25 protein-coding genes and 1 pseudogene are annotated in these 24,152 nt (G+C 65.2%); 15 read left to right on the top strand and 11 right to left on the bottom strand.

Annotation, left to right across the window (positions count from 1 at the left end; all coding sequences use genetic code 11):
- Positions 1–50 precede the first annotated feature (50 nt).
- Entirely contained in the window at positions 51–572 is a 522-nt protein-coding gene (locus J2X67_RS27040; RefSeq protein ID WP_309958057.1) for an XRE family transcriptional regulator, read from the bottom strand.
- Here J2X67_RS27040 and J2X67_RS27035 point away from each other — a divergent pair.
- From J2X67_RS27035 to J2X67_RS27030, 3 genes are all read left to right on the top strand, one after another.
- The gene (locus J2X67_RS27035; protein ID WP_309958056.1) at positions 502–1,140 is read left to right on the top strand and encodes a helix-turn-helix transcriptional regulator; all 639 of its coding nucleotides are present in this window, start codon (positions 502–504) and stop codon (positions 1,138–1,140) included. The two genes, J2X67_RS27040 and J2X67_RS27035, sit on opposite strands and share 71 nt — an antisense overlap.
- A 1,072-nt stretch (positions 1,141–2,212) precedes the next feature.
- A complete protein-coding gene (locus J2X67_RS27770; RefSeq protein WP_354328600.1) occupies positions 2,213–2,485 on the top strand; it encodes a type IV toxin-antitoxin system AbiEi family antitoxin domain-containing protein in 273 nt (90 codons plus the stop codon).
- A gap of 32 nt (positions 2,486–2,517) precedes the next feature.
- Positions 2,518–2,718 carry a hypothetical protein gene (locus J2X67_RS27030; RefSeq protein ID WP_309958055.1) on the top strand — a complete coding sequence of 67 codons (201 nt, stop codon included), beginning with the start codon at positions 2,518–2,520 and terminating at the stop codon, positions 2,716–2,718.
- 142 nt (positions 2,719–2,860) lie between these two features.
- Here J2X67_RS27030 and J2X67_RS27025 read toward each other — a convergent pair whose 3' ends face one another.
- On the bottom strand, positions 2,861–3,691 hold the full coding sequence (locus J2X67_RS27025) for a prephenate dehydratase domain-containing protein (protein ID WP_309958054.1): 831 nt from the start codon (positions 3,689–3,691) through the stop codon (positions 2,861–2,863).
- 1,114 nt (positions 3,692–4,805) lie between these two features.
- On the opposite strand from J2X67_RS27025, the gene J2X67_RS27020 reads away from it, so the two are divergent.
- Both J2X67_RS27020 and J2X67_RS27015 read left to right on the top strand, forming a co-directional pair.
- Positions 4,806–5,054 carry a hypothetical protein gene (locus tag J2X67_RS27020; RefSeq protein ID WP_309958052.1) on the top strand — a complete coding sequence of 83 codons (249 nt, stop codon included), beginning with the start codon at positions 4,806–4,808 and terminating at the stop codon, positions 5,052–5,054.
- 403 nt (positions 5,055–5,457) lie between these two features.
- A complete protein-coding gene (locus J2X67_RS27015; protein WP_309958050.1) occupies positions 5,458–5,886 on the top strand; it encodes a hypothetical protein in 429 nt (142 codons plus the stop codon).
- Between the two features lie 95 nt (positions 5,887–5,981).
- Here the strand turns inward: J2X67_RS27015 and J2X67_RS27010 are convergent, their stop codons facing one another.
- On the bottom strand, positions 5,982–6,269 hold the full coding sequence (locus J2X67_RS27010; protein WP_309958048.1) for a hypothetical protein: 288 nt from the start codon (positions 6,267–6,269) through the stop codon (positions 5,982–5,984).
- 166 nt (positions 6,270–6,435) lie between these two features.
- Here J2X67_RS27010 and J2X67_RS27005 point away from each other — a divergent pair, with 166 nt between their 5' ends.
- Together J2X67_RS27005 and J2X67_RS27000 are read left to right on the top strand one after the other, a co-directional pair.
- On the top strand, positions 6,436–6,810 hold the full coding sequence (locus J2X67_RS27005; RefSeq protein ID WP_309958047.1) for a response regulator: 375 nt from the start codon (positions 6,436–6,438) through the stop codon (positions 6,808–6,810).
- Positions 6,811–7,091: 281 nt separating this feature from the next.
- The gene (locus J2X67_RS27000; protein WP_309958046.1) at positions 7,092–7,289 is read left to right on the top strand and encodes a hypothetical protein; all 198 of its coding nucleotides are present in this window, start codon (positions 7,092–7,094) and stop codon (positions 7,287–7,289) included.
- 42 nt (positions 7,290–7,331) lie between these two features.
- Here J2X67_RS27000 and J2X67_RS26995 read toward each other — a convergent pair whose 3' ends face one another.
- The gene (locus tag J2X67_RS26995) at positions 7,332–8,252 is read right to left on the bottom strand and encodes a zincin-like metallopeptidase domain-containing protein (RefSeq protein ID WP_309958045.1); all 921 of its coding nucleotides are present in this window, start codon (positions 8,250–8,252) and stop codon (positions 7,332–7,334) included.
- Positions 8,253–8,948: 696 nt separating this feature from the next.
- Between J2X67_RS26995 and J2X67_RS26990 the strand changes: the two genes are divergently transcribed.
- Positions 8,949–9,737, top strand: a complete 789-nt coding sequence (locus J2X67_RS26990) for a hypothetical protein (protein WP_309958044.1) — start codon at positions 8,949–8,951, stop codon at positions 9,735–9,737.
- Entirely contained in the window at positions 9,734–10,816 is a 1,083-nt protein-coding gene (locus J2X67_RS26985) for a YhcG family protein (RefSeq protein ID WP_281147512.1), read from the top strand. Before J2X67_RS26990 ends, J2X67_RS26985 begins: the two co-directional genes overlap by 4 nt.
- Positions 10,817–10,978: 162 nt before the next feature.
- On the opposite strand, the gene J2X67_RS26980 is transcribed toward J2X67_RS26985, so the two are convergent.
- Entirely contained in the window at positions 10,979–16,663 is a 5,685-nt protein-coding gene (locus J2X67_RS26980) for an autotransporter outer membrane beta-barrel domain-containing protein (RefSeq protein ID WP_309958043.1), read from the bottom strand.
- A gap of 445 nt (positions 16,664–17,108) precedes the next feature.
- Here J2X67_RS26980 and J2X67_RS26975 point away from each other — a divergent pair, with 445 nt between their 5' ends.
- From J2X67_RS26975 to J2X67_RS26965, 3 genes and pseudogenes are all read left to right on the top strand, one after another.
- The gene (locus J2X67_RS26975; RefSeq protein ID WP_309958042.1) at positions 17,109–17,285 is read left to right on the top strand and encodes a hypothetical protein; all 177 of its coding nucleotides are present in this window, start codon (positions 17,109–17,111) and stop codon (positions 17,283–17,285) included.
- The gene (locus J2X67_RS26970; protein ID WP_309958041.1) at positions 17,282–17,872 is read left to right on the top strand and encodes a Crp/Fnr family transcriptional regulator; all 591 of its coding nucleotides are present in this window, start codon (positions 17,282–17,284) and stop codon (positions 17,870–17,872) included. The genes J2X67_RS26975 and J2X67_RS26970 overlap by 4 nt, the downstream gene beginning before the upstream one ends.
- Positions 17,873–17,974: 102 nt before the next feature.
- Positions 17,975–18,381: pseudogene (locus tag J2X67_RS26965) on the top strand (VOC family protein).
- Positions 18,382–18,498: 117 nt separating this feature from the next.
- Here J2X67_RS26965 and J2X67_RS26960 read toward each other — a convergent pair.
- Complete coding sequence (locus J2X67_RS26960; protein ID WP_309958039.1) at positions 18,499–18,726, bottom strand: hypothetical protein; 228 nt, start codon at positions 18,724–18,726, stop codon at positions 18,499–18,501.
- 147 nt (positions 18,727–18,873) lie between these two features.
- On the bottom strand, positions 18,874–19,164 hold the full coding sequence (locus J2X67_RS26955; protein WP_309958038.1) for a hypothetical protein: 291 nt from the start codon (positions 19,162–19,164) through the stop codon (positions 18,874–18,876).
- Between the two features lie 350 nt (positions 19,165–19,514).
- Here J2X67_RS26955 and J2X67_RS26950 point away from each other — a divergent pair, with 350 nt between their 5' ends.
- Complete coding sequence (locus J2X67_RS26950) at positions 19,515–19,694, top strand: DUF3606 domain-containing protein (protein ID WP_309958037.1); 180 nt, start codon at positions 19,515–19,517, stop codon at positions 19,692–19,694.
- Complete coding sequence (locus J2X67_RS26945; protein ID WP_309958036.1) at positions 19,694–19,858, top strand: hypothetical protein; 165 nt, start codon at positions 19,694–19,696, stop codon at positions 19,856–19,858. Before J2X67_RS26950 ends, J2X67_RS26945 begins: the two co-directional genes overlap by 1 nt.
- Positions 19,859–20,176: 318 nt before the next feature.
- Here the strand turns inward: J2X67_RS26945 and J2X67_RS26940 are convergent, their stop codons facing one another.
- Complete coding sequence (locus J2X67_RS26940; RefSeq protein WP_309958035.1) at positions 20,177–20,911, bottom strand: hypothetical protein; 735 nt, start codon at positions 20,909–20,911, stop codon at positions 20,177–20,179.
- A gap of 414 nt (positions 20,912–21,325) precedes the next feature.
- The gene (locus J2X67_RS26935) at positions 21,326–21,424 is read right to left on the bottom strand and encodes a hypothetical protein (RefSeq protein ID WP_309958033.1); all 99 of its coding nucleotides are present in this window, start codon (positions 21,422–21,424) and stop codon (positions 21,326–21,328) included.
- Positions 21,425–21,669: 245 nt separating this feature from the next.
- Here J2X67_RS26935 and J2X67_RS26930 point away from each other — a divergent pair, with 245 nt between their 5' ends.
- Positions 21,670–22,083 (top strand): hypothetical protein, encoded by a 414-nt coding sequence (locus J2X67_RS26930; RefSeq protein ID WP_309958032.1) that lies wholly within the window; start codon positions 21,670–21,672, stop codon positions 22,081–22,083.
- Between the two features lie 96 nt (positions 22,084–22,179).
- Here J2X67_RS26930 and J2X67_RS26925 read toward each other — a convergent pair whose 3' ends face one another.
- The gene (locus J2X67_RS26925) at positions 22,180–22,392 is read right to left on the bottom strand and encodes a hypothetical protein (RefSeq protein WP_309958031.1); all 213 of its coding nucleotides are present in this window, start codon (positions 22,390–22,392) and stop codon (positions 22,180–22,182) included.
- Between the two features lie 594 nt (positions 22,393–22,986).
- Positions 22,987–23,172 carry a hypothetical protein gene (locus tag J2X67_RS26920; protein ID WP_309958030.1) on the bottom strand — a complete coding sequence of 62 codons (186 nt, stop codon included), beginning with the start codon at positions 23,170–23,172 and terminating at the stop codon, positions 22,987–22,989.
- Between the last annotated feature and the right edge of the window lie 980 nt (positions 23,173–24,152).

The following is a 24,152-nucleotide window of genomic DNA, read 5'->3' as shown; positions in this document are numbered from 1 at the left end:
ACATCGATCGAGCGAACTACCCGCTGCGCGGCAGTGCCGCAAAGTACAGCCTACTCTCGCAGCGTGAACACCACCGACAGGTAAGAGACCGACTGGGTCTGGATGGCCTCGATCCCATGCAATGCTGTCGCGTCAAACAGCAGAGAGTCCCCCGCCCTCAACGCAACCGACTTCGCGCCATAGCGGTAGATGACCTCCCCGGACAGGAAGTACAGGAACTTGAGGCCGGGATGCTGGAAGGTCACGTAGGGATCGGCACCGGGCAGCAGCGTGACCAGATACGGCTCAACGAACAGGTTGCCCGACAGCAGGTGGCCCAGCAGTTCATAGCGGTAGTCTGAAACAGCACCGACGCGATCGACGACAACGCCCTGCCCTGCGCGCACATGGCAGAAGTCAGTACGCCGCGCCTGGTCCCCGAAGAAGCGCGAGGTCGGCACCCCAAGACCATTCGCGAGACGCTCCAGGGTCTCCACCGAAGGCGACACCAGCCCGCGCTCGATGCGCGAGAGCATCGAGGAGGAAATTCCCGATGCCTTCGCTAAGGCACCGGCAGACATATCGGCCGCCATACGCAACGCCCTCACCTGCGCACCGATACGTGCAGCCGACAGGCTGCGCACGACCGGTGCGGGTTGCCGCGGCCGGACCCGCGTCACCGACACCGGCAACCTCAAAGGCCGGGCACTAGGTAGTGGGGATGCAATTGCTCGATTGGGCACGTGTGACTTGCCTTTACGCGGGATTTGCAAGTCCAGATTCTACGAAAAACGTAGAGACGAGGAAAGTCAACCTTACGACTATCGTAGAGTGTCTGACAGCCGATCTCCTCGCTCAATCTTCGGTGCACGTCTGCGGCTTGCGCGATTGGCAGCCGGCCTGCCGCAGGACAAGCTTGGAGTGAAAGCGGGACTGGACGAAGGCACTGCAAGCGCGCGCATCTCTCGCTACGAGAGCGGAATTCACGAACCGAACATCGCGTTTGCCCATCGCCTAGCAGACGAGCTCGGCATACCCGCCGCTTACTTTTACGCAGCAGACGACGAACTGGCCAAGCTCATCCTCTGGTTTGGCCAACTGAGCACGAAGCAGCGAAAGTTACTTCTCGAGTTTGCCGGCCAGCTCAAAGCGCCTTCTTAGATACTGCCTTCGATCGCCATTCGCGTTGGTGCAGCTACGACGATGCGATTCGGGACACTGAAGCGGCGCTGCGGCCAAACGAACGGCCTGTGCTTACAGATTTCATCGGAAAACCCGATTTCAGCAATCGCTGAAACGCAGTAACTGAAATTGCCACAGATCAAGGACAGACGACCCGCAGCGATCTGCTCGCGGCCGGGGGCATGATCAAGTTTCTGCCACGCTCGATGCGCGCGCGTTCCTGACGCAGATCGGCAGTTCGAAATGAACGCCGAAGATCAGTCCGCTCGCCATGGAAGACGTCCACCCTGGCGATAACGCTGCCCGATATGTGCGCCACCCGACGGCATTGCCGCCGGAATCTCCGCGACTTTCGTTCCGGCCTACCGCAGCGCGTGGGTGAACTCGTATCCGCCGCAGTTAGCAAGGGGGCGAGCCCGAATCGGTGACTTTTTCAGCGCCACAAACGCGTCAAAGTTCGTAAGGCAATGCGCCATTCAGGACAGCGACGGCTCTTCGGACGGAGGCGCCATGTGCAGGCCCCGGGCGGCTGCTTCCAGCCGGGCACCTGGACCGTCGGCTACAACTCGGTAGTTGTTCCGCATCGGCCGCCTGCGCGCCTCATGGCAAGCTCGCAGGAGCTCGCGTGGTGCCGGACCTTCGCGGGCTGTTGGCGCAGCGTCGGTCGACGCATGAGATTCGCAGGAGGGGGATCTGACGCGGTCGATGCACTGCAAAGCGATCACTGCGGCGCCCGGGCTCCGGAAGGCACCGGCGATTCGCCCTGGCGGCTTTCCTGTCCCGAGACGCGTTCCACGGCTCGATCCATCGCGTGGTCTAACACCTGCCCACACAACCGAGGAGAAGCGATCACCGCACGCTCCTACGCCGAGGCGATTCGGCGCTGGCAGAATGACGTGCGGTTTTTAGTCATTTATTTACAAAAGACTATTAATCGCAACATACTTGGCGATGGGCTCAGATTCCGCGCTCGAACAAACCTCACTCGCTTTCCCGGGGCGTTGACCACTGCTGCGCGCGCGAACTGGCCGAGCATGGCTTGCCCACGGTAGTGCTCAGCCGACTGGTTTCCGCCGGCAAGCTTGATCGCGTCGCCCGCGGCGTCTACACCCTGCCGGACCGCGCGCTGAGTGAGTACCGGTCTTTGGCCGAAGTAGCCTTGCGCGTGCCGCGGGGCGTGGTATGCCTGCTATCGGCGCTGCGTGCCATGGCCTCGGCACGCAGGCGCCGTTCGAAGTCTGGATCGCGATTCCTCGTCACTCGCCTACACACCGGCTCGACCGCCCTGCCCTGGGCGTCGTGCGCATGTCGGGGACGGCTCTGACCGAAGGCATCGAATAGGAGGAGATCGATGGCGTGAAGGTCCCGGTTTTCAATGCGGCCAAGACGGTGGCCGACTGCTTCAAGTACCGCAACAAGATCGGTCTGGACGTGGCTCTCGAAGCGCTGCGCGATGGTTGGTCTCAACGCAAGCTGACGATGGGCGCTCTGGCACTACGCACCGTGGATTGCGTCGCGAATGTCATGCGGCCCTATCTGGAAAGCCTCACTGCATGAGCGGCAATCTCGCGGCCTCGGTAAGAGCCCGCTCCCGAGATTCCCCGCGGCGGCAACTCGATGCAGACCTTGTCGTCCTGCGTGCCTCTGGGGTTGATTGCGGCCAGCGGCCGCTGCGCCGCACTCCACGGCAAACTGACCTTCAGTATCTCCTGGGATACGAGCCCAGCAGCCGGAACTCCGCACGCTTGGAGAGCAGCCTGGCGATTTCGGGCTGCGAGGCATGGCCCGCGACATCGACGACATAGCGGTGCCCGTCCAATGATCGCTTTCCGGGGCGCTCGTAGACAGCCAGCACTTGCGCCGATTTCGCGAGCGCCTGCAGCGACCGCTGGAAACCCGCCTCGTCGATCGTCAGCAGCAGCGTGGTCTTGTCATGCCCGCTCGGTCCCGGAAGCACATGCCCCAGCACCCACCAGCGCGTCGTGTTGTGCGGTCCCTCCTCGATGCCGTTCACGATCGGCGTGAGCCCGTAGATCCGCGCGGCGCTGGGCGGCCCCATCGCCGCAATGTCCGACGCCGTCCCCTCCGCCACCGACTTCGCGGCGGCGCCGCCACTGGCCGCGGCCCGGCGCTCCACGGCCGGCATCTCCAGGTCGAGCCAGGGCTTGACTTCCTCCAGCGCCACGGGATGCGCAACGACCGTGCGGATGTCCTCCTCGCGGGTGCCGGGCTTGGCCAGCAGGCTGTAGCCCAGCGCCTTCGGATACTCGCCGACCACATGCACGCCGTCGAGCGCCAGCACGTCGTCGAGATAGGGCGTGGCCCCGACCACCGACGTCGTGGCGGGCACGCAGGCCTTGGCCACGGTCTTCGCGTCCAGCGCCTTGAAGAGCGCCTGCCTGTCGAGCGCGACCAGATCCGTGTCGCCGAACAGGTCCATGCAGGCCTGATGGGTCCAGCTGCCGGCCGGGCCGAGGTAGCCGATCTGCGCGCTCGTGGCGGACGAGACCCCCAGGGCGAGCGTGGCCATCGTGACGGCGCACAGGGAAAAAGTTTTCATGAGTCTGAACACCAGGGCAACAGCGACAACGTTGGAGAGATGCGCACCAAGTTCCGGCGCGCAGCGCGTACCGTCGCGGTCGCCGCGGGGCAAGCCCACGTGTCTTCGCGACGGAAGCCGCGATGATCCGAACATCAGGCGTCTGCGGCAACGCTTGCTCCGCATGCACTTTCACCACCATCGCAATGCGCCAAATCGCAGGCATCGGCCGTCGCCGCATTGCGCGACGCGAAACAAACCTGCGGCAAGACCGCACGCATGCCGGTACAAAGGCACTGAGACCCGTGACGCCCGAACCTCCCATTGAAGGAGAAGAAGAAGAACTTGCCGAGATGGTGCAACGGGCCGGTAGCCTGCCGAAGGTGAGCCGCAGCGGCCACCTTGCTGGCGTTCGCCGATCGGGTGTCAGGCAGGTGCGCAAGGATTGGCGGCCCATACGGCGACTGGGACCGCAACGCAGGGGATCACATCCGTGCGGTGATGGCATGGGTGTCCGGCGCTGTCGCCGAAAACCGCGAACGGCGAGTGAGATCGTCATGCGCGTGAAGATGAGACCCCGATACCGCGGCGGCATGCGACTGAGCAAGCGGGAGCTCGTCGATCAGCCTTGGCTATGCGGAATGCTGACACGGCGAGACACAGAAGGCCGGCCGCAGCTTGGCGTCTGGAGAACGCCGAGACAGCATGCCGCCGTCACTCGGCGTCCTCTGCGCCCGACGTGGTCGCCTGCGCACTCCACACCATCAGCTTGGCCGGGGCCGAGCAGGTCGATGGACGATGGACGATGGTGCGACCAGGTGGTACTGCGAGGTGCACAGCCTGCCTGGCTCCCTCTCGTTGCAGCGGCTAGGGCTGCTGTGGCGGCAAACCACGGGCCGAATGGAATCGCTTGTGGCGCTTTCGCGTTTCGGCATCTTCGCCGACGCGTAGCGATGGCGATTTCACCGACCCTGAAATATTCCTCAGAAGATGGTTACTTTGCATAAGCAATAGATTGCCAATATGTAACAGTACGACTTACATTCAGTGCGCCAAAGACGGCCGGCGTCTTTGGTCCAGCAAGAGCCGGCACTCGGAGAGTCGAATGCCCTACTTGTTCCTGATGAGGCTGATGCATCTGCAGCTTCCGGCGCGGATCACCGATCCTGAGGATCTTCAAGCGGTCTCGGTGCTTCTTGCCACCGGCTTGATCGAGGCCGAAATCCAGACATCTCGCCCAACGGGCCGCTACGCAGCTTCTCGGGCGGCCACGGTGTTTCGCATCACCGAGGCAGGCTATGCCGAGCTTCGCTCGATGCGGGATACCCGGACCCACGATGGCGGCACGGGCTGAACAGCCATAGCCTGAGCCCATCCGCCCGGCAGTAGGCCGAAGCGGCTCAGTCGCGAGCCGCCCACAGGTGGTCGAGCGCCTGTGCCTGCTCTGCCGGGGTGCCCCCGAATACTAAGTCTTCCCAATTCCCACCTGCGTGATAGATGCGCAGTGCGATGCAGTTCAGTGTCCCGTGCTCCGCTTCATGCAGGAGCTCGCGGAGGGTGGCAATCGCAGCTTCGTGGTCGAGGACGTCACCGGTTCGGGACATTCTGGAAATCCAAGAGTGGGCTCACAACGTACGAAACGTGCGCGCGAAGCTTTGTCAGACAAATTCGTTTCGGGCTGCAACCTCTGGAAACTACCGAGTCCCAGCCACCTGTAACTGATAGTACGATTAATGTGAAAGTATCACATCTCTTCTATGACGTATTCCATTTCAGTATCCAGCGCGTTGGGCGAACGGATTGCCACGCTCGACTCGGTGGTGAGCCGTCTCGCCAACGATGCGGCGTGGCTGCGCGAGGAAGCCGAGCGACTGCGCGCCCAGCAAGCAAAAATTCGCCTCGCGAACCGAAAGCCGATGTGGTTTCTGATGCGGTTGAGGCACGAAGATCTGCCGATTTGCGTCGTCGAACCCAGCGAGATCCGGTATGTCTCGGTGCTCGCCGCCACGGGCCTCATCGAGGCGCAAATGGCCGCCTTCCCAGCCACGGACCGGTACGCTGCCCCAAGGCTGGCGACAGTCACTCGCATCACCGACTATGGCCGCGCCGAGATTGCAAAGATCGGTGAAATTCCCAAGCCTATTCCGTCGTCGCTGCAACTTCTGCGGGGTCCGCGGCTGCTATGAGCGAAGCGCTTGGAACTTCGGCATGCGCAAGTGCCACGGTGCACATGGTCTGGGATAGACCAGGCAGCTGCTCCGCCCAAGTAGGCGCTGCTGCCTCAGGAGCCTTTCGGGGAAACCTGCTGCCCAAGTGCCTCGTTCACAGTCTTCAGCTTTTCCTCGGCGGCCTTGAGCTTGTCCTTGAGCTGCTCCGTTTGCTCGATCGCCTGCCCGACATCAGGGTGCAGAGTTTCTTTCGGCACTTCGCTGTCGAGTACCGCGTGGACCACCGATAGATCGTCAGCAACTTCCTGGACCGTTTCAGTCGCCTGCTTACTCTTCTTGAGCGCCTTGGCCAGATCGGCGCTGCTTTCGCCCGGCAGAAGAGTGGATGAGGAACGGGTCATGACAAACCTTTCAGTCTGGGCCCGATGTTAGCCGGGACATTGGCAACGACTCAGCCGCTGCCGCCAGCTCAAGCTTTCGACCTACATGTTAAGCCCAATCATTACGTATAACTCACAGTCAGAAACCCACCACAACAATTCCCAACCGAGCAACCGCTCCCGCGCCATGTCGCTCCAGACGGTTCTTATCGAGGACAGCAACACCATCAGGGAGGCGCTGATCCCGGCGCTGGCCGATCTTGCCGATGCAGAAGTTGTGGCCGTCGCCGAGACCGCAAGCGAAGGCGTCGCGGTGCTCGAAAAGCTCGGCGATACCTGGGACCTGGCCGTGGTGGATCTGTTTCTGCGCGAGGGCTCGGGCCTCACCGTCTTGCGAACGTTCCAGGATCGGGCCTCGCACCAGAGGATGGCTGTGTTGACGAACTATCCAACCGAAGAGATGCATCGCCGCAGTTTGGAGCTGGGGGCCGATGCGCTGTTCGACAAATCGAATGAGCTCGACCAGTTCTTTGAGTGGTGTGTTCGAAGCGGCCAGTCCTAGGCGGCGATGACGTCCAGCTTCCGACAGTTCTCTGCCGCGCCTTCAGCATCTCCCTCGCTTCTTCGAGGATGCAGGTAAACCGGCTCCCATCCCACGCCGCCGGGACTGATGTGCATCAAGTGCACATTCCCGGATCCCGCACTCGGGAACAGATTGACGAGCCAGCGATCGGGCTCAATGCTGCACACCTTTCCAGTACATGCCGTGGAGGTCATGATGTCTGAACCATCCCCCATGCTGCCTCGTCACGCTTCGAAACCGATCCAAAGTCCGAGGACAGGGTGCGCAATCCTGAAGGTGCTTTCACAGCATTGGCCGCCGAGCTCGGCATCATCAAGCGCGGCGACCGCCTCGACGACGTGCAGATGGAGTTCGCCTACGGGGTGGTGGACCTGTGCGCAGCGATTGGCGACCAATACAGCGACAAGGCCTATGGCAGCGCCGGAGACCACATCCGCTCGGTGTACGGGCCTGTCTGAGTCAACGGCGACATCTTCTTGAGAGTAAAGATCAGACGGCGCTCAGGCCAATGACGGCATCGCCCGCGCCACGATGTACGCGAACGCCTCCTCCGCGAGGCGCGCTGCCGTGAAGATCGCCGTGCGGTCGGCCCGCAGCACTTGCACCCACGCGTCGATATAAGCCGCATGTCCCTCCACCGTGGCGTCGACCAGCCCGCAGTGCCCCAGGATGAATGCGCTGCCGAGCTCCGCCACCAGTTCCTCGAACGCATAGGCCGCATCGCCGAACCGCCGCCCGAAGGTCCTGTTCAGCCGCTGGGGATGACCGGTCCAGTGCACCAGTTCGTGCAGCGCCGTCGCGCATTGCGCCTCGGCGCTGGTGAACTGCCGCGGCCAGGGCAACCGGATCTCGTCGAGCGCAGGAAGATACGCGGCCTGGTCGAAGCCGTGCCGGATCGTCGCGTCGCAGCCCCCGAGCAGGCGCATTGCCCGCTCCACCGGGGCCCGCGAAGCCGACGGCGGGGCGATGCCGAGATCCACGACCTCGAGAGGCAACCCGTCGATCTGCGCCAGGTTGAAGAGCCAGAACGGCCGGCACAGCAGCACGCCCGCGCGTGCACCGGAACAGGCCGTCAGTGGCTCCTCATCCACGCCGCCTTGCGAGAGGATCTCGTCGGTATCGCCGCCGCGCTCCCGCGCCCTGCGCTCGAAATGTGCGCACAGCACGCCGCGCTCGCCCTGCCGGACCTGGGCGCCGAGGCTCTTCGCCTGCCTGTAGGTCAGCCACACATTGGACGCATAGCCCGCTTCGATCGCCGCTTCCCAGAGCAGCAGCACGTTGGCCCCGCGGTAGGGCGCGCCGGTCTTGCCGTTGCGCGGGACCCCGCGCGCCGCTGCCCGCGTCCAGCGTTCGCGCAACGCGCCGCCGCCCGCCTCCAGCATCGCGATGATCCGGTCCGTCACGACCTGCCGCACATCCATGCGGCCCTGCCCCCGCGAAGCGGTGCCCGCGGATTCGGCAGCGTCCTCACCTGCTTTGGGAGAGTCCTCGGGGGGTACGGGGGGAACGCCCGGGGCTGTTGGCGTACCCGCGTGACGCGGGCAGCCCGCATCACGCGGCGTGGCGCTGGAAGTTGGATTCGCGTGCATGGCTTTTCCTTTCTGCGGCATGTGCCGCGGTGGTTGAACATCTGCTTTCGGAGCCGCCTCGACGCATGAACAGCGCGCAGAAAGGGCCGATGTCCAGGGACCGCCCGCAAGCCGCAGCCGAGCGCAGCGAGGACCGGGTGAGGACGGTGGCGAAGCCCGCAGCCCTGGACAGCGTCCCGGGCGCGCTATGCGTCGGCCAAGAGGCGGCTTCGAACGCAGAGTTCACGCGGACAGCCCGAAAGCGCCTGCACGCGACGCCTGCGCCGCGCCGCCGAGGCGGGCGGCCTGGCCGGTGACCGCCGTGCAGACACGGCCACTTCGCGAGCCCGCGCCGGTTCCCCGCTCGACGCCCTCGGCAGACCTTCGAGCGCGTCGGCGTCCCGTCATCACCGCCTCGGCGCACCGAACGCCCGTCATGCACACGCAGCGCGCCCAGCGGTGCCACGGTCGAGCTCCGCGAAGGCTCGAGCGATTGGGCCGCTGAGTCCACTGTTCCAAATCACAGTCGACAGCGGCCTGGAACTTCGCATGCGCACGGCAGAACCGCCGCACGACAGAGAACACACACGAGACAAAGAAGAGGCGGAACAGAAGAAGGCGGCCGGCCAGTCCACCGAGGCTCACGAACCCCGGCTTCGGGCCACCTGGCTCAAGATCGCACGGACCCACGACGACATCGGGGCCCTCCGCGTCGATCGCCTCCGCAGCCAAGTGGTCCGGGGATCGAACGCGGACATTGAACTCGGCTATTTGCAGAATCGGGTAATGAAAAGAAGCCGGCTGGCCCGTCTGGCCTCGTCCTTCTCCGCCCAGGGCCTTGCGTCGACGCACCGGCCGAGCGCAAGGCACTATATTTCCGGGGTGTCTGCCACCACGCCCATCCCGTCTGACGTCGCCCGCTTCATCGAGGGTCTGATACGCCGCCTCGACGGCATGCGGCCATGGGCAGCGCGCGCGGCCAGTCGCACACAGCAGGCGCACCGGGGATCGGGCGGCGCAGCGATCGATCAGCGGGCGCGCGACCTCCAGGCGCTCGTCCCGCGGACCGCCCGATTTTCCGCGGCGCGCCTCCGAGGCGTGCGCCATTTCCGCCAAAGCGGCACCGCACCGGACTGTCTCGCACAGGCTGTGCGAGACGGTGGCCGCAAGGCCGGGCGCCCTCGGGGTTCCAGCGTGCTCGCGGCCGTCGATGCCGGGCCCGTCGGCCGGCACGACGCGCGCGCACGGCCTGCGAAGTCAGGCACCGGGGCGCCGGCCGGCGAGAACGCGACCGGCAGCGCACGCGACGTCATCCGGGTGGATCGGGTCGCGTCATGAGCCAGGGCGGTCCATCGCGGCGCCGCACGCCGGCCACCACGGCGGAAGCGGGCTTCGGCGAAGTCCTCGACCTGATCCAGGGCGCGCGGCAGCGCGTGGCCAGGGCCGCCAACGCCGAAGTGATCGAGCTCTACTGGCGCATCGGCCAATACCTCCACCGGCGCATCGAGGCCGACGGCTGGGCCAAGGGAACCGTGGAGCAGCTGGCCGCCTACATTGCCCTGCGCGAACCGGGGCGGCGCGGCTTCTCGGCCCAGAACCTGTGGCGCATGCGGCAGTTCTTCCAGGCCTATCCGCCCGGCTCGAAACTCTCAACGCTGTTGAGAGAAATTCCCTGGTCCTCGCACCTGCACATCCTCAGCCGCGCCAAGCGCGAGGAAGAACGCGAGTTCTATCTGCGCATGACGGCCCAGCAGGGCTGGCAGGTTCGCGAGGTGGCGCGCCAGATCGACAGCGGCCTGTTCGAACGCGCCCTGCTGCAGCCACCCAAGGTCTCAACGGCGTTGAGAGAAATGCAGCCGCAGGCCGCGCAGCAGTTCAAGGACGCCTACCTGCTGGATTTCCTGGCCCTGCCCGAGCCGCATACCGAGGCCGAACTGCACCGCAGCCTGCTGATGAACCTGGGCCGCTTCCTCACCGAACTGGGAAGGGACTTCTGCTACATCGGCAGTGAGTATCCGGTGCAGGTGGGCAGCCAGGATTTCGCGCTCGACCTGTTGTTCTTCCACCGCGGCCTGAACTGCCTGGTGGCCATCGAACTGAAGGTCACGGCCTTCGAGCCCGAACATCTGGGCAAGCTGAACTTCTACCTGGAGGCGCTGGACCGGGACGTGAGGAAGCCGCACGAGAACCCGTCCATCGGCCTGCTGCTGTGCGCCAGCAAGGACAGCGAGGTGGTGGAGTACGCGCTGAGCCGCACGCTCTCGCCTGCGCTGGTGGCGCAATACCGGATGCAGCTGCCGGACAAGGGGATGCTGGCAGCGAAGCTGCACGAGTTCTATGCCTTGAGCGCACCGTTGGACACGGCATCGGACACCGCGGCGCCGCGTGCGGCCCGAAGCAGGAAGCGTCGATCCTGATCTCCAGTCCGATCGGAAAACGACGGCCTGAGCCAGCCGGGCTGCCAGCGGTTGGAGGGAGCGCGAGGCGGCACGCCGGCAATGAGTCCTCCCATCTTCACCCCACGGTGATCCCCCTCGGAAAAAGCGGCCTTGGCGCAGCGTTGTTCGCGCGGGCCTTCGTTACCACTTCACACGTACGCCGATCGACCCGTTGATCGAGCTCTTCACCTTCGCATTCCCACCCGAAGACCAGAGCTTTCCGATTTCGCCGTAAAGGCTCGTCGTCTGCCCGAGGGCCAACGTGAAGCCGCCTGCCAGTTCCGTGCTCGTGCCGCCGGTCGGCGCCTCGATGCCGGTGCTGGTCGCGCCATGGAGGAAGTGCGCAATGTCGGTGCCGCTCGAGGCCTTGTAGACGTTGAAGCGACCGTATGGTTGCAGCGTGCCGAGGCCGGTGTCGATGCGCCCCTTCACGCGCACGCCAGCGCGCGCGATCCAGCCGCTGTCGGCGTCGGGTTGCACGGCGGCGCCCACGATGGTCGAGTTGCCCAGGTCGAGGCGCTGGTGGATCAGTTGCAGTTGCGGCTCAATGCGCCAGCCGCTCCCGCCCAAAGCAAAGATTTGGCCGACTTCGAGCGAGCCCAGCAGGCTGTTGCCCTTGCCCTCGGCGCCCATGCCGATGCTCGATTGAACGGTGTAGCGATGGCGGGTCGACTGCACCACGGCATCGGCGTAGAAGCCGCTGTCGCCAGTGTAGGTGCCGTAGACGCCCACGTACTGGCTGCGCAAGTCGGCGCGGCCGGCTCTCAGGTGGTTCACGCCGCTTGCGAAGCCGCTGACGCTCGCGTCGCCATCGAGCTGGCCGACGTAGAGGCCGGCGCGCCAGTTCGGCGTCGTCAGCAGGTCGGTGCCGGCCTGGAAGCCGGTCCATCGGCCCGTGCTCGTCGGCGAGACCGTACCGCCCTGCCGGATGTCGATGTCGCTCGACAGCACGCGTGCCCACGCGCGGCGGTCCGCGCCGGTCGGCGTGGTGGCGGTGCCCTTCACATCGTCATCGCCCACGCGCTTGCGCAGGTCGCCCAGCATCGCGAGATTGCCTTGGCGCAGCTGGTTCGGCAGCGCCGCGTACAGGGAGGCTTCGGCGCGGTACGTGATGACAGGCGCGGCCGGCGGCGTGGCGCCGGGGATGCTGGAGCGCAGGTACCAGTTCTCGCCCGCGCCGCTCGCATCCGCTGCGTAAAGGCGGTACTCGTAGGCACCAGCGTTCACCTGGCCGCCCGCGAGCGTGAAAGCATCCTTGGTGGTCTGTGCGGTGGTCGTCGCGCCGTTCAGCGCGGTGATCACCTCGATGCCGTCGCCGCCAGTGAGCGCGCCCAGCCCACCGAGATTGGCGAACTGCACGCTCGTCTTTCCGCTCGCCGTGCCGCCGTTGATCACGAGGCGGTCCGACGGGCCCGTTGCGTTCAACGCGGTGCCCAGCCTCAGCACGCCGTTGTTGCCTGCATAGTTGCCATTGACCGTGAGCGTCGTGCCCGGTGTGGCGCCCATGAGCGAGACCGTGCCGCTGTTGGCGAGCGAGGCGACCGTCTGGTTGAAGCCGGCGAGGTCGAGCGTCGCACCCGCAGCCACGCTGTGCGCCGAGCTCGCGCTGAGCGTGCCGGCCGAGCCGGCCTTCAGCGTGCCCTGCGCCACGTGGGTTGCGCCGGTGTAGCTGTTGGATCCGAGCAGCGTCAGCGTGCCCGTGCCCTGCTTGGTGATGAAGCCGCCGCCGCTGATGCCGCCGCTCAGCGTGCCGTCGAAGGCGCCGGTGTCGATGACCGGGTCGTTCTTGCCGGTGAGCTGGATCGCATTGGCGATGTTCAGGCCGTCGGCGCCGAAGCCCAGCGTCGTGTCGTCGTCCATCGTCAGCACACCGCTGCCCAGCGCCTGGTTGTGGGCGACGTTCAGCCGGCCCTGGCGCAGCGCGGTGCCGCCGGTGTAGGTGTTGGCGCCCGACAGCGTGAGCGCGCCGCTGCCGACCTTGACGATCGAGCCGCCCGTGCCCGAGATCGCGCCAGAGATTTCGGTGTCGGCGTTGAGCCCTCCCGTGGTCAGCGCCTTGGCACCGAGGATCACCTCGCCCGCACCGCTGAGCGAGCCGATCGAGATGCCGTCCACGGCGAGCGAGCGGATGCGCAGGCGCGCGCCGGCTTCGTTGAACACCGTGGCCTGGTCGGCGGTGGCGTTGTCGAAGACGTCGATCAGCCCGCCGCGCCTGTTGATGAAGTTCGCCTGCCCTGCACTCGCGTTGTTCAGCAGGTTGATCTGGCCATCGGCGAAGTTGGTGATGGTCGCCTTCCCGGCCGTGGCGTTGAACGAGAAATTGCTCAGGCCGCCATGGTTCTCGATGACCGCGTTGCCGGCGCTCGCGTTGTCGCGGAACTCGGCGGTGGCGCCGTTGTTCATGACGAGCCGGGCGTTGCCCGCCGAGCTGCTGCCGCCGAAGCGCACGAAGCCCGCATTGCCGGTGCCTCCGCGCTCGGCGGCGGTGATGGTCACGCCGCTCGCGTCGGCGCTGCCGGTGAAGAGCAGCGAGGCATTCGCTGCCACCGATACCGGCCCGCTGCCGAGCGCGCCCGCCACGGCCGCTTCGAGCGAGCCCGCGTTCACGGCCGTGCCGCCCGTATGGCTGTTGGCCGAACCGAGCACCAATGTGCCGCGCCCGGTCTTGACCAGCGCGCCATCGCCCGAGACCGCGCCGTTCAGTCCGAGCACCTGGATCGGATCGACCTCGACGCCCCCGCCGCCCGCGCCGAGCGTGACCGCCCGGTGGGTCGCGAAGCCGCTCGTCGCGCGCAGCGTGCCGCCGTCCAGCGTGAGGCCCTCGCCGGCCGCGCCCAGGTTGTTGTCGGCCGCCACCTGCAGCGTGCCCGCGCGCACCGTGGTGCCACCGGTGTAGCTGTTGGCCCCGCCCAGCACGAGTGTGCCAGCGCCGGTCTTCGCGAGCCCGTCGCTGCCTGCGATGGAATTGGCGATGGTGGCGGTCCAGCTGGCGCTCGCCGCGCTGCCGTCGCCCACGCGCACCTCCACCGGTGCGGGATGGCCGGCGTCGGCCAGCAGCGTGAGGTTGCCGCCCGAGACGCGGTAGCCATCGCTCGCGAACTGCATGCCGCTCGCCGCGACCGCGCCGTCGGCGGTGTTCACCACCACGTTGCCGGCCGCGCCACCGAAGATCGCGAAACCGGGTTGCGGCTGGAGCGGTCCGCTCGCCACGCCGCCTTCGTCGGCCCAGTTCGGCTGCGTGGCCGACCAGATGCCGTCGCCGCCACCCAGTTGCGACGGGCTCGCCAGCCCGTTGCCATTCCAGAAGTTCAGCGTATAGCCCGCGGCGGTGATGAGGTTGATCTGCTTGCTGCTCGTCAGGATCTGCACACTGCTGCCCGCAGGCGGCGCGAAGCCGCCGCCTGCGATCGTCAGCCCGCTGCCCCATGTGAAGAGGTTGTAGAGACCCGGCCCCATGCCGCCCGCATTGCGCACGTTCAGCGTGGAAGCGCTGATGGACAGGTGGCCTCCGACCGAGACGCTGTCACCCTGTCCCGGCACCGACGCGACGCCGCTCGGCGCGCCGAAGTCGAAATCGAGCTGGCTGCCCGCGCCCAGCGTCAGGTTGCCGCCGATGCGCAGCGTGCCGATGCCGTTGCCCGCTGCGGGGTCGCCGGGCGCGAGATGCGCGCCGCCGCCGATCGTCACATCGCCGCCGATGCTGCCGAAGCCGCCGAGCGTGGCGCCCGAAGCCACGTCGACCGCGCCTGCGATGCGCGCACCGCTGTCGGCGGCGGTGGCGCCTACCGACAGGCGGCCGGCCTGCACGACAGTCGTGCCGGTGTAGGTGTTCACGCCGTTGAGATAGAAAGTGCCGCTGCCCTGCTTGAGCAGACCGCCCGTGCCTTCGATCACGCCGCCGAAGACCGCATTCGCGGCACCGACGGTCCGCAGCGTCTTGGCGCCCAGCAGCACGCGCCCGTCGCCTGCGAGCGACCCGATGGTGGTGCCCGCGGCGTCGAGCCCGGCAATGCTGAAGGTGGCGCCGCTCGCCACGTCGACCGCGCCGCTGCCGATCAGCGAGCCGGCGCCCGCGAGGGCCAGCGTGCCGCCCGAGACCGACGTGCCGCCGGTGTAGGTGTTGGCACCTGCGAGGGTCAGCGTTCCCGTGCCGGTCTTGAAGAGCGCGTTGCTGCCGTGGATGCTGCCGCTGAAGTTGCCGTTCGCGGCACCGGCCAGCGTCAGCGACTTCGTGCCCATCTGCACCGTGCCGACGCCCGACAGCGTGCTGACGGTCATGCCCGCGGCACTGATGGCCGAGGCATCGAAGCTCGCGCCGCCGTTCACCAGCAGCGCACTGCCGGTGGGCAGCGCGCCGCCGCCCGCGAGCACCAGGCTGCCCCCCATGACGCTCGTCGCCCCCTCGTAGGCGGCGGCCGCGCGCAGCGTGAAGGTGCCGGACCCGTGCTTCTCGAAATTGCCGCGGCCTTCAATTGACCCCGCGAAGTCGCCAGCCTGCACGCCCACCGAACTGGCTTCGATGGTGCCGGTGCTGATGCGTCCGCTGCCTTGCAGGTTGCGGATCGACACCGGATAGCCGAGGCCGCCGTTGAAGTCCAGCGAGGCGCCAGACGCGAGGATCGTGGTCGGCGCGACCTCCACCATGCGCGCCAGCATGTCGCCGTCCGAACGCAAGGTGCCGTAATTGACGCGCAGGTCGCCGGCGTTCAAGAGCCCGCCGTTGTCGCTCGCGATCTCCACGGTGCCGTTCTGGCCCGGCGCGCCGATGTTCAGGTCGGCGCCGAAAGCGATCTGGCCCGTCAGGCGCAGCGTCGTGCCCGGGCCGGCCGCGAACGTGGCCGCGCCGGCGAGATTGATCGGGTTGGCCACGCTCATCGTGGCGGTGCCCTGCAGTTGCCCATCGGCAATCAACAGCGCGCCGGTTCCGAGTGCCGACGCATGGCCGAGGGCCAGCACGCCTTGGAAGAGGCGCGTGCCGCCGCCGTAGGTGTTGGCACCCGAGAGCGTGAGCGACCCCGGGCCGGTCTTGATGAGCTCGCCGCCGCCCGAGAGCACGCCCGAGAGCGTCGCGCTCAATCCATTGGTGTCGAGGGTGGAGCCCGCGCCGGTCAGCGTGGCGTCGATGCCGGTGTTCAGGTTGGCGCCGCTCACGCGCAGTGTGCCGCCCGACCAGTTGAACGCATCGCTGGCCACCGGCTTCGCGGGCACCAGGCCGTTGTCCCCGCCCGTTTCGAGCGTGCCGCCGGCGTTGAGGTTGAGCGTGCCCACGCCACCGGCGTCTGCGCCGAGTTCGATCACTTCCGCGCGGACCGTGCCGCCGTTGGAGACCGTCAGCGTGCCCGGCGCGGAGAAGCCCACGAGCAGGCGGCCCGCGTTGAACACCGAATTGGCGCCGTCGACCAGCATCGTCGCCGGGCCCGTGAATCCGAACATCGATCTGGCGACGGTGAGCGTGCCGCCGTTCGTCACCGACGCCGAGCCCTCGGTGTCGGCCTGCGTGATGGTGAAGAAATTGGCGCGTGCGACGACCCCGCTGCCCGAGACCTGCGCCGTGCCCGGACCGAAGACGACCACGTTGTCGGCCGCCGTCGGCACCGCGCCGACGTCCCAGTTGCCAGGGTTGAACCAGCTGCCCACCACGGGCGACACCCACACGAACTGCGCCTGTGCCCGGGCCGGCGGTGCGGCCGCGACGAACAGCGCGGCACCTACGGCCAAGGCGCAGCCGAGCGCCGGACGCCCCCCGGTCGATGCCTTCGCGGTTTCGGAAACGGCCTGGCGGGCGCCGGTGCGGCGATTGACGACGATGCGGTGGGCACGGTTCATGGCATGGCCACCCGGACGCAAGCCCGGGCCAGAATGGTGGGGAACACGGAAGTGGTCTGCGCCTTGCGCGTTCACTCGCGGGGCGCTTCTCCTCGAATTAATCGGCTTGTTTTTTTGTAGCCGATTGTTACGTGTCACCACGATTTCTGCAAATTGGAGGGATGGGGACCGCGTCCGTGGCAGCCCGGCACCGGAGCAGCAGGCATCCAGCTTTCCCTGCCTGGACCGTGATCGGTCGTCCAAGGCGCTGTGCTCAGGATGGGGTCGGTACCCGCCTCATGCGCAAGCCACCGGCGCCGCAGGACGATGAAGGCGCCGATCTCGTTGCGACCGCTTGTGGTCCTTGAAGTGCTTTTCGACCGCCTCGGCACGGCTGCCCACGGCCTGAAAAGGAAATACTGCTCGGGCGGAAGCCACGCCGCGCCGCGGCCCCGGAGGCAGCTCGATGAACCGCGAAGACCTGGAGCCCACCCAGCGGGCAGCCTACGACGCCACGGGCGAGTACGTCTTCATCATCCGGCGTTGGGTGAAGTTGCTGCGCGCACGGGCCACGACATTTCAGCCCACGACCGATGATGCACACTGCGCCAACGCTGCGATTGGCCCGAACAGGATTGAATGAGCGCCGATAAATTCTTTCAAAAAATCCGCACTTATGCAGACCTCTCCGAGGAAGCACAGCACGCCTGGGCACCGCTCCTGCGGCAACGGCACTACCGCAAGGACGAGTCGTTCATCGTGGCGGGCGAAGTACCGACCACATTCGCGTTCGTTGACGAGGGGCTGTTCTCGCAGCACCACGTCGGCCCGGACGGCAACATGGTGATCAAGTATTTCTTCGCGGAGGGCCGCATCGCCGCCTCGGTCAGCGCGACCTTGCTCAGCCAGCCCAGCCTCTTCACGATCACTGCCATCGAGGACAGCGTTGTCCTGGAGTACGAGTTCGCTGCGTTCAGAGCACTCGTGCGCAGCTTTCCCGACGTCGCGGCGTTCTACATCCAATACTTGGAGCGTCACTGGATCATCGAGAAAGAACCCGTCGAGATCGCGTTCCGCCACGACACCGCGATGCAGCGCTACCGCGACTTCATCCGCAGGGAACCGCAGCTGCACAAGCGCCTGAAGCAGCATCATGTGGCAGCATGGCTGGGCATCACCCCCGAAAGCCTCAGCCGTCTGCGAAAGGCCATCGCGCTCGGGGCGGGATAGGCTCGGCGCACGGCTTACCAAAAGTCAATGCGTGGCGCAGTGACGCTCCGTATGGTGCGGACAGGCGAGCAAAGGTGCTTGCCCCAACCTGCGGAGACGCTCATGACCAAGTCGATTTTCGTGAACCTGCCAGTGGCCGATCTGCCCCGATCCAAGGCCTTCTACGAGGCGCTGGGGTTCAACAACACCCCTCAGTTCACCGATGACACCGCCGCTTGCATGGTGTGGAGCGAGAGCATTTGCGTGATGCTGCTCACCATTCGAAATGGCGCAGCTTCACCAGCCGCCCGCTTCCCGCCCCGGGCTCGAGCGAGGTGATGCTCGCGATCACCTGTGAGAGCAAGCACGCCGTCGACCTGATGAACGACGCTGCGGCGAGAGCAGGCGGCACTGCCGATGTCAATCCCATCCAGGATCTGGGGTTCATGTACAACCGCAACCTGGCCGATCCTGACGGCCATGTCTGGGAAGCTCTTTGGATGGACCCGGCGGCAATTCCGCCGCAGTGACCGTGCCGAGCCCTGGTGGCGTCGCCAGGGAACACAGGTGCTCCGTGAACGTGCTCAAGAGGTCGGGTTCGTCGCAGACCCCGAGCCTTTCCTGATCAGCCTGGGCTGATGTTCGCCTCAATCGGGCGCCGTCATTCGGCCGGCCACCCATGCGAGACATTGCGCCCTCAGTTCCGCAATCCCCACCTCTCGCGCCGTTGCAGGCTTGGCCAGCACGAGCTTGCAGCGATGTTTGCGACCCTGGGAAATATCCACAGTGCCCGAGAAGCTGCTGGTGTCTTCTGCCGGCAAAACGAACAGGTCGAACGTCCACTCTCCGTGATGAAAACGCTCCGAAGGCGCCATAGCGTTGCTCCAGTATTTTCAGATCGGCCCATGCAACAGGAGATAGATCGTACGATCTGCCGCCGTCGGCACTGCCGACGCTGCGGCGACAGCCCCCGAGCCGAGTTGAACCGCCCAGTGCCCTGCGCGAGGCATGTGCCGCGGCGCTCAGGCCAATGAAGGGCGCCGCGCCATGTTCCGAGCGATCTGCAGTGTCCTTGTATTTCGGCGCGGAGCTTCGAGCAGCTTGCTGATTTCAGCCATGCCGTCTTCGGTGATGCGCGTGACGGTGGCGGTCCGAGCTACGTGGTACTTACCGCCAGGGTCCGATGCGGGCGCGATGTCCGCTTCGATGAGCCCCGTCGCCTTCAACACGCTCACGTACTGAACGTCTTCGGGTCTGGTCACCACCTTAGGCAAGGCGGCAGTCTGCAGGTATAGCAAGTAGAGCAGAGGCATGGTTCTTATCTCGTTCAATGCGTTTTCTTCTGAGCGCTGACGCTCGCGCATCGCCCCTTGCGGGGGAACTCGAAGATATTCCGACGCCCCGGCCGTCCTGTCGGACATCCATCCAGAGACGAGTAAGAAAATGGGAGAAATTCACATTCGCTCGACCCGGAAGACATCCTCGCGGCAGCGAAGCGATCAGCCGGATGCGCGCCGACTTCTCGCCTGTGGCCTGGGTCCGCATGCGTACCGGGTAGGAGAGCTGCTGGCAGAAAAAGGCGCCAAACGGCCACGGCTTACCGGCTGCAGCCTGTCATCCTGGCTCTGCGACGGGTTTTCCGCGCGCCGTCCTGGAGACACACATGACCGACGACACGAAAAAAACCGGCCTGGACCGCAAGTTGATCTCGCTCGAAGAGCCGCACGAGGTGCGCTCCTGGACGGAATCCTTGAAGTGCTCCGAGACCCAGCTGCGCGATGCGGTCAAGGCGGTTGGAAACTCCGCTGACGCTGTGCGCGAATACCTCGCCGGCAGAATCTGATGAGCCACCTTCGGCGCAACGCCGTCCATGTCGACGAGCCAGACCCTGGCCACTTCTATTGGGTGCTCATGGAGGAAGGCGACGACGCCAGCCAATGGGTCGAACTCGAATCGGCGGATCAGCCCACCGCCATGTGGATCGACGCGTTCCAGGCCGGCGCGTGAGCGCTGCTCGTGAGCTATGTGGCGGACCAACGCATCGGCCCGCGTGCAGTGGGAGAAGATGAAGATCTGCCACCCATCGGCATCCCTAGGAGCGACGATCCAAAGGATGTGGATCGTCGCTGATGGGCACGGCATCACACCGCCGCCGCCGGCCCGGCGCCAAAGAGTTCGACGAGCACCTTCAGCATCTCTTTGACTTCAGCGACGGTACCAGTGAGCCAGCAGTCTCAGTCATGCGGCGCTGAAGGGATCACGCTGCAGTTGACCTGCTCGTCGGGCGGCACCATGACGATCAACCACCAGTTGTCGGATGAAGTCCTAGCGCAGCCGAGGCGGCTGTCCAGTGGCCCTCGAGTAGTCCACTTCGATGCGAATGTTGGACACGGCAGAAACACAGATTGTGTTGTCTTGGGCGGTCAGTCGTCCAAAGGGTATGTGCCCCTGAAGAAGAAATCCGACGCCGGGCGAGGTCCCCAAGGGTGCCCCTTGGAACTGCCACCTGAAGGCCTCGGTGACATCGTACCTACCGGGTCCAATGCGATTGATCTGCGGCGCTCGCTCGTGGGTCGGCATCTCGCCACGCTGTGTGTTGTCGCCCACCCAGTTGATGCTGGGAACCTTCACGAGCACGCATCCCACCGGTTTGTGCTCCGGCCGGCCGCCGCCCGACTGCCAGCAAGTCCGCCGCACGGGATCCACAACAAACTTGCAGTCGGCGCCTTCCTTTTCATCAAAAACAAGGATGGCCCGATTGATCCTTCCCGCGTTCAGTCGGTGCAGTTTTGCCTTGTCGAACTGAACGGCCTTCTGCAGTGTCATCGCCTGGCAGTTTTCGCCATCCGAATGAATCTCTGCTTGAATGAAACCGACGTGACCTCGCATGGAGCCCGGTGCAGGCGCGTTGTACACGCAGGGGCCGAGCCTCTTGATCTTCGAAAGATTGCGAATGGCGATCGGGGACAGCGACTCGAACTCAGCATGCGAAGACGTCGGCAGAAGTGCAAGCATGATGCATATCGTCATTGCGTAGCTTGAAGCGCGTGTTGAAGTCATATATGGGCCCTCCGTAGATGGCTCCACTCTGCGCCCATGGCTCGCCGTTTCCCATACAACACGAGGTCTAGTGCTGTCGGCTGAAGGGGTGCCTTGGGATTGGCACAAGGAGCAGCGCGCCACCTCAGACAAGTGCACCCAAGAGTCGATCAGCCTCATGCGCTTCGAGGCGGGCTGGTCTCCCAAGGTATCCTGAAACCTTGAAGCAGGCCGAAGTCATCGGACTTTGCAGTCGGCACGAAGGTGCGCAGGCGGTGGCTGAAAGCCTGTCCGGGCGGCCATGGCTTCGCCCCCTGGGGGTAGTGGTCTTGAGAGTCAAGGCATCAGATGAGCGGCGAGCTGACTTGGAATCGAATCGAGAGCGGGTGGCGCTCATACGAAGCCATAGGCCCGCCACCGAAATTTGCCTCAACTTCAAGGCATGAGCAGCAGCTTGCCGATGGCTGTGCGGCTTGCCATGTCCGCGTGGGCCTTGGCGGTGCTGGCCAGCGGATAGACACCACCAATGTGCACCTTCAGCTTGCCCTCGACGATCCACGCGAACTACTGCGCTAAGTGCACGCGCAACTGCTCCGGCGTATGGATGTGGTCGGAGAAGACTGCATAGCTCAGCTTGATGCTCCTGGGCAAGCTCATAATGTCGATGGGACCGGGACCGGGACCGCCCAGCACCGGCGCGTACCAGCAAAGCGTCCCCGAACGACGCAGGGCGTCGAGCGAACCCTGGAATGTGCTGGGTCCGAACCGTCAAAAACCGCATGCACACCTTCGCCATCGGTCAGGCGCCGAACCTCCCGGGCGAAGTTGCCGTCGGTGTTCACGATCACGTGGTCCGCGCCGGCGGCTTGGGCCGCCGCGACCTTGTCAGGCGACGACACGCGGCCGAGCAAGCGCTGGCACCGGATCGAATGCCCCTCTTGTTCTTGTTGAGGCTGCTGCATGTGCAGCTTCCGCTTCGCATGGTAGATCCGGAGGACATCCGGGCCGTCTCGGTGCTCACGGCCACCGGCTTGATCGAGGTCGAGATCAAGGCTCTGGCATCCACGGGTCGCTACGCAGCGCCACGCGCCGTCACGGTGACGCGTATTAAGGAGGCCAGCTTTGCCGAACTTGCGAAGATGTGGGATCCCCGAGTTCACGAGAAAGGAACGGGCCAAACCCCATTGGCTTGACGCCAACCCTCAACGGCTGCGAATACGCTCGACGTTTTCGCTTCTGCCTCGGCGTTCCGGAACAGCGAATCTGCGAGCGAGCGCTACTGGGATCGGTCAGTGCACTTTGCCGTCTCCGGCCTCGAGCATCGCGAGCGCAGCTTCCATCTCTTCACCGGTGCCACTCACGCACCAGTCCCAAAATGTCTTGTCTGCCCGGTGCATGCGCAATGCCACGCAGTCGTGCTCGGCCACTCCTATTCGATCGAGAAGATCCGCCACTTCAAGCGCATCCATCTCGGCGTCCACATGGAGAATGAAGGTGGTCAATGGGAGTTCGCGTGTTGCGGCTGCGTAGGAGGCGTCTGCGCCTTGCGCTGTAATGTCACCGCGCTGCTTGTTTATCGCGTCACTCGACGTCCAAGTCGCCCAGAGGAGGTCACTTTCAGCGCTCGGGTCGTCTGCGGATTGGGGGTCGGCATCATAAGAAATTGCTGTCGCTCGAGTCCCAACCTTCGAGGCGAGCGCGTGCGCGCGATGCCGCCGGAACGGACGGTCGACATTCGGGTTTGCAGTCAGCGAGGGGATCGATACGGTCGACGCGGCACGTCCGTGAGCATCTGCCTAAACTGGTGTTTGGCCAGGGCTCTGGCACGCTTTGCCACCGCGTAATCTTCAGCCTCGGGCGCCGGAGACATGCCGCGGAAGTAGGCGACGAGTGTCCTGTTCCGGTTCCCCTCGGCGCAACGGGCAAGCCTCTCCAGCTCTTTCCAGAGCCGAAGCGAGGCCAAAGACGCGGATTCTTTGTGTGGCATTACAACTCCGTCCAATACGAAGGGCGTGATGATGGACCGCCCGTTGGACCGCCATGTAGGAAAATTCCTGCCTTGACGAAGGACGAGGCAGTCACTGCGCTAAGTCACATCAGCCGGAATCAGCGGTTCCCATGCATCGAGATGCTCCCGCATGCAGGCCACCCCTTTGCATGTCCGCCAGCCTGTCGTCCGTGATGCGAAGCACCGTGGCGCTGGGTGACGCCGCATGGCGCACGGTCGGATCCAGGGCCTCGATCTCGGCTTCGATCAATCCGGTGGCCATGAGCACCGACACACGGCCACCTCCTCAGGTCTGACGACGCGAAGCGGCAGCCGCCGGCGCTGCAGCTTCATCAGGAACAAGAGGGGCATTCGATCTCCGAACGCCGGCGTCGACTGCCTCAAAGAGGCTGCCGGCGCCGAATGGTAGTGACGCGTAGCTCTACAGTGCACATCTCCGCAACAGGCTTCTTGTAAGTTGGCGGTTTTGTGAAATCGATCACGCCGACGTCGGGCAGCGAACGGCTGGCCGGCGGACTCGCTGCTGCAACCGCGATGAAGACCTTGGAGTGGATCCGAGTCGCAGGGGCAAGGCAGGAGGGTCGTGTTTGACTTGGTGTACCCGGGCGCATGCGACGACCGGACATGAAAAAGCCCGCACAAGGCGGGCTTTGAGATTTGGTCGTGAACTCTCACGCGGTCCACGGTTACGGCAAATGTTCACTTGCGGAAGCCACCTGTTGTTTTTCTCGTCGCAGTGACTTCGACGCGCCGGTGTGAGATTCGGCTTGACTGGCCAGTCAACACCCGAATCAAGTTCAGGCAACCTGGATTATACCAGGCGGGCAACGCGCTTGGGCCGTGGCACCTTCCGTGCTGCCGAACAGTCCGTCCGAGCGAGAGGTTTGCGCGTATGCACGTCTACCGCAGCGCAGTGACAGTGACAGTGACAGTGACAGTGACAGTGACAGTGACCTCGCACCTTGATCGAGACAGGGCTGGCCATCTGCATTGCGCCCACGCCTCCCGTGGTTACTTCGATTTCCAAGCCCAGAGCGCCTATAGTGGCACCGAGCCTCCGAAGCACGAGCTGCTGGCGCGCCCCGCCCCACCGCTTTGTGCCCTGACCAGGGAGGTCTCCATGCACCGCTTTCTTTCCAACAACCGCGACGAGCTGATCGCGCGGTGCAAGGTGAAGGTGGCCCAGCGCCCGCTGCGGGCGGCAACCAACGAACAACTGGCCCATGGCGTGCCCATGTTCCTGGACCAGCTCAC

The sequence above is a fragment of the Variovorax sp. 3319 genome (assembly GCF_031456585.1).
In the GTDB taxonomy this organism is placed as follows: domain Bacteria; phylum Pseudomonadota; class Gammaproteobacteria; order Burkholderiales; family Burkholderiaceae_C; genus Variovorax; species Variovorax paradoxus_P.
This window is presented reverse-complemented; position numbering and strand designations above follow the sequence as displayed.

What these genes read in the sequence shown, in the direction of transcription:
- J2X67_RS27035 (WP_309958056.1), top strand. Translation starts at nt 502, where the DNA reads ATGCGCGAGAGCATCGAGGAGGAAATTCCCGATGCCTTCGCTAAGGCA.
- J2X67_RS27040 (WP_309958057.1), bottom strand. Translation starts at nt 572, where the DNA reads ATGGCGGCCGATATGTCTGCCGGTGCCTTAGCGAAGGCATCGGGAATT.
- J2X67_RS27025 (WP_309958054.1), bottom strand. Translation starts at nt 3,691, where the DNA reads ATGGCCACGCTCGCCCTGGGGGTCTCGTCCGCCACGAGCGCGCAGATC.
- J2X67_RS27020 (WP_309958052.1), top strand. Translation starts at nt 4,806, where the DNA reads ATGCCCTACTTGTTCCTGATGAGGCTGATGCATCTGCAGCTTCCGGCG.
- J2X67_RS27015 (WP_309958050.1), top strand. Translation starts at nt 5,458, where the DNA reads ATGACGTATTCCATTTCAGTATCCAGCGCGTTGGGCGAACGGATTGCC.
- J2X67_RS27010 (WP_309958048.1), bottom strand. Translation starts at nt 6,269, where the DNA reads ATGACCCGTTCCTCATCCACTCTTCTGCCGGGCGAAAGCAGCGCCGAT.
- J2X67_RS27005 (WP_309958047.1), top strand. Translation starts at nt 6,436, where the DNA reads ATGTCGCTCCAGACGGTTCTTATCGAGGACAGCAACACCATCAGGGAG.
- J2X67_RS26995 (WP_309958045.1), bottom strand. Translation starts at nt 8,252, where the DNA reads ATGGATGTGCGGCAGGTCGTGACGGACCGGATCATCGCGATGCTGGAG.
- J2X67_RS26990 (WP_309958044.1), top strand. Translation starts at nt 8,949, where the DNA reads ATGCGCACGGCAGAACCGCCGCACGACAGAGAACACACACGAGACAAA.
- J2X67_RS26985 (WP_281147512.1), top strand. Translation starts at nt 9,734, where the DNA reads ATGAGCCAGGGCGGTCCATCGCGGCGCCGCACGCCGGCCACCACGGCG.
- J2X67_RS26980 (WP_309958043.1), bottom strand. Translation starts at nt 16,663, where the DNA reads ATGAACCGTGCCCACCGCATCGTCGTCAATCGCCGCACCGGCGCCCGC.
- J2X67_RS26975 (WP_309958042.1), top strand. Translation starts at nt 17,109, where the DNA reads ATGAACCGCGAAGACCTGGAGCCCACCCAGCGGGCAGCCTACGACGCC.
- J2X67_RS26970 (WP_309958041.1), top strand. Translation starts at nt 17,282, where the DNA reads ATGAGCGCCGATAAATTCTTTCAAAAAATCCGCACTTATGCAGACCTC.
- J2X67_RS26960 (WP_309958039.1), bottom strand. Translation starts at nt 18,726, where the DNA reads ATGGCGCCTTCGGAGCGTTTTCATCACGGAGAGTGGACGTTCGACCTG.
- J2X67_RS26955 (WP_309958038.1), bottom strand. Translation starts at nt 19,164, where the DNA reads ATGCCTCTGCTCTACTTGCTATACCTGCAGACTGCCGCCTTGCCTAAG.
- J2X67_RS26950 (WP_309958037.1), top strand. Translation starts at nt 19,515, where the DNA reads ATGACCGACGACACGAAAAAAACCGGCCTGGACCGCAAGTTGATCTCG.
- J2X67_RS26945 (WP_309958036.1), top strand. Translation starts at nt 19,694, where the DNA reads ATGAGCCACCTTCGGCGCAACGCCGTCCATGTCGACGAGCCAGACCCT.
- J2X67_RS26940 (WP_309958035.1), bottom strand. Translation starts at nt 20,911, where the DNA reads ATGACTTCAACACGCGCTTCAAGCTACGCAATGACGATATGCATCATG.
- J2X67_RS26930 (WP_309958032.1), top strand. Translation starts at nt 21,670, where the DNA reads ATGCACACCTTCGCCATCGGTCAGGCGCCGAACCTCCCGGGCGAAGTT.